The 2,754-nt window shown below is 71.8% G+C and carries 3 protein-coding genes; all 3 read right to left on the minus strand.

The features are described 5' to 3' along the window. The coding region (locus AB0G02_RS32740; protein WP_360801967.1) for a phosphopantetheine-binding protein at nt 1-652 on the minus strand (652 nt) is incomplete at its 3' end. Nucleotides 653-693: 41 nt separating this feature from the next. After that, nucleotides 694-1,449 carry a phytanoyl-CoA dioxygenase family protein gene (locus tag AB0G02_RS32745; protein ID WP_360801970.1) on the minus strand — a complete coding sequence of 252 codons (756 nt, stop codon included), beginning with the start codon at nt 1,447-1,449 and terminating at the stop codon, nt 694-696. After that, nucleotides 1,434-2,663, minus strand: a complete 1,230-nt coding sequence (locus tag AB0G02_RS32750; RefSeq protein WP_360801973.1) for a MupA/Atu3671 family FMN-dependent luciferase-like monooxygenase — start codon at nt 2,661-2,663, stop codon at nt 1,434-1,436. The genes AB0G02_RS32745 and AB0G02_RS32750 overlap by 16 nt, the downstream gene beginning before the upstream one ends. Between the last annotated feature and the right edge of the window lie 91 nt (nt 2,664-2,754).

Here is a 2,754-nt window from a genome sequence, read left to right on the forward strand (position 1 = left end):
GGTGGAACAGCTGTGCCCGCAGCGTTTCGCCGCCGGCGAGGTCGAACGGCGTGAGGAACAGTCCGCGCACGATGCGGCGCGCCCTCACCTCGACCTTGTTCGCCGGCGCCGACCTCAGGTCGTGCTCCTCGAAGACGAGGGGTGGCAGGGCGTCCGCCGGGACCGTGGACTGGGTGTGGCCCGAGGCGGTCGCCGCGAAGCGGGTCCGGAGCGCGTCGTGCCGGGTGCGCAACAGCTCCACCGCGCGCCGCAGCACCGGGATGTCCGGTGTGGTGCCGAGTTCGACCGCGACCGCGGTGTGGTTCGCGGGTGACGGGCCCAGCACCGACTCCACCAGCATCAACTGTTCTTGTTGCAGTGAAAGGGGACCGGTGGCCGCGCCGGTGATCACGACGACTGGCCGGTCGGTGTCGGCGCCGCCAGCCAGCACCGCCTCGACCCCCGCGACGAACGGACCGAACACCGGCCGGTCGAAGATCAACCGCGCCGGCAGGTCCACCCCGAGCGTCCGTCGGGCGCGCGACATCAACCGGGTGGCGAGCATGGAGTGCCCGCCCAGGGTGAAGAAATTGCTGTCGTCGTGGATGTCGGCGACGGCGAGCAGGTGCTGCCACAGCTCGCGCAGCCTGCCCTCTGTCGTGGCGTCGCCCATGCGTCGTCTCCTGCCGTGTCGGTGCCTGCGGTCGGGTGGGCTCAGGTGACGGTGTAGCCGAGCGCGACCGCGCGTCGCCCGGCAGGCGACCGGTTCGGGTTGCTCGCGTGCACCACGCGGTCGTGGTGCAGCACCGCGTCGCCGGGGTGGACCGCGGCCAGCGCCGGTCGGCCCAGCGCGGCGACGGTCTCGTCGGGGATCGCGCCCAAGTACGGGTCACCGTCGATCGGCCGGTGCTCGAGCAGTCCCTGGGTGTGGCTGCCCGGCCAGTACAGCAACGCGCCGTTGGTGGCGTCCGCGGTGTCGAGCGGGATCCAGATGTGCACCAGGCGGGTGGTGCGCCCCTCGAAGTAGATCCCGTCCTGATGCGGCAGCGACGGGGTGCCGGTGCGCGCGGGCTTGTCGAACGTCTCCGCGCCCAGGTACCGCGGTTCCCGGCCGGTCACCAGGGCCACGAGGTCGAGCAGTCCGGCCCGCTCGCCGTACGCGGCGAAGAACGGGTCCACCCGTTCGAGGAAGTACATGTTCCTGATCACGCCGTCCGGTCCCCGGTTCACCCAGTCCGCGCGCGGCAACCTCGGGGCGATGTGCCGTCGGTAGCGCTCGACGTTCCGGTCGAGCTCGGCGACCTCGTCGGCGGACAGGAGACCGGAGCAGGTGACGAAGCCGTGCTCGGCGTAGCGCGGACGCAGCGCCGGGTCGGCGGCGGGCAGCGGTTCGGCCGGCCGCACGTCGTGGAGGTCACGCTGCCAGTGCGGGGACACGCCGACCGCGGGGTCCTTCACGAAGGCGGGCATTGCGCGTCCTCCCGCTCGGCCCACAGCAGGCGCAGCCGGTCGAGGTGGGTCAGCCCGTCGAGCACGACCTCCTTGCTGGCGCCGAAGTCGATGAGGCAGCCCAGCTCGTCGACTCCCGCCTCGGTCAACTTGGTGACCATCGGCAGCACGCTCTCGGCGCTGCCGAACAGTCCGCTCGTGTTGACGTACCGGTCGAAGGCCATGGCGGCGAGCGCGGCCTTGTCCGCTTCGGACACCGAGTCCACGTCGAAGCCGAGGTCCTTGCCCCTGGCGTACTTCGCGAACAGCTCCATGTGCTGGCGCAGGTACCGGGTCAGCGGCCCGCGAATCCGGTCGTGCGCTCTCGCCCGGTCGTCGGCCAGGTGCGTGTGCACCATCAGGGTCACCCGGCCCAACGAGGTGTGCCCCGCTTCCTGGCGCGCCTGCCGGTACAGCGCGATCCGCTCGGCCACCTCGTCGACCGTCTGCTCCAGCAGGGCGGTCAGCACGTTCATGCCGAGCCGACCCGCGAGTTGCCAGGTGTCCGGCCTGGAGGTGACGGTCAGCCACAACGGGATCGGCCTCGTGGGCAGGGGGAACGCCGCGACGTCGATCTCCTGCCCGCTGCCGTTGGTGCGGCGGATGGTCTCCCCCGCCCACAGGGTGCGCAGGGTCGCCACCCCTTCGGCGAGGATCTCCCGCCGCCGCTCGTAGTTCTCCGGCGCGGTGACGAAGTCGTTGATGTGCCAGCCGCTGGCCAGCGACACGCCGGTGCGGCCACCGGTCAGGTTGTCCAGCACCGCCCAGTTCTCCGCGATGTACAGCGGGTCGTGCAGCGGGAGCACCACGCTGCCCGCGCGGACCTCGACGGATTCGGTCGCCGTGCCGATGGCGCTCGCGAGCAGTGCGGGGTTGGGGAACGGCGCGCCGAACGAGTCGAAGTGCCGCTCCGGCAACCACACCGCCTCGAACTCGTGGGTGTCGGCGAACCGGGCGCTCTCCATGACCAGCTCGTAGGTCTCGCGGATCGGTACGTCCGACTCGGCGGAGAAGAAGAACAGGCTCCACCCGAGGTCGCCCCGCTGCTGCTGCGCCGTCGCCTGTTCCGCCGTCGCCCGCTGTGCCGTTCCAGGCTCTGCGGGGCGTTCCTGTCGAGCGGCGGCGAGCCGGCTGCGCAGCAGGTCGCGTTGCCGCGGGCTCAGTGCGGCGAGCCGCGCGTTGAGGTCCGTGGTCACGACGTCGCTCCCGACTGCTCGGGCCGGGTGGCCGCGTACCTCGCCAGTGTCGCGGTGAGGCTCCGCTCGGCCTCGGCGAACGAGACCCCCG

This window comes from Actinosynnema sp. NPDC023658, assembly GCF_040639995.1.
Classification (GTDB): domain Bacteria; phylum Actinomycetota; class Actinomycetes; order Mycobacteriales; family Pseudonocardiaceae; genus Actinosynnema.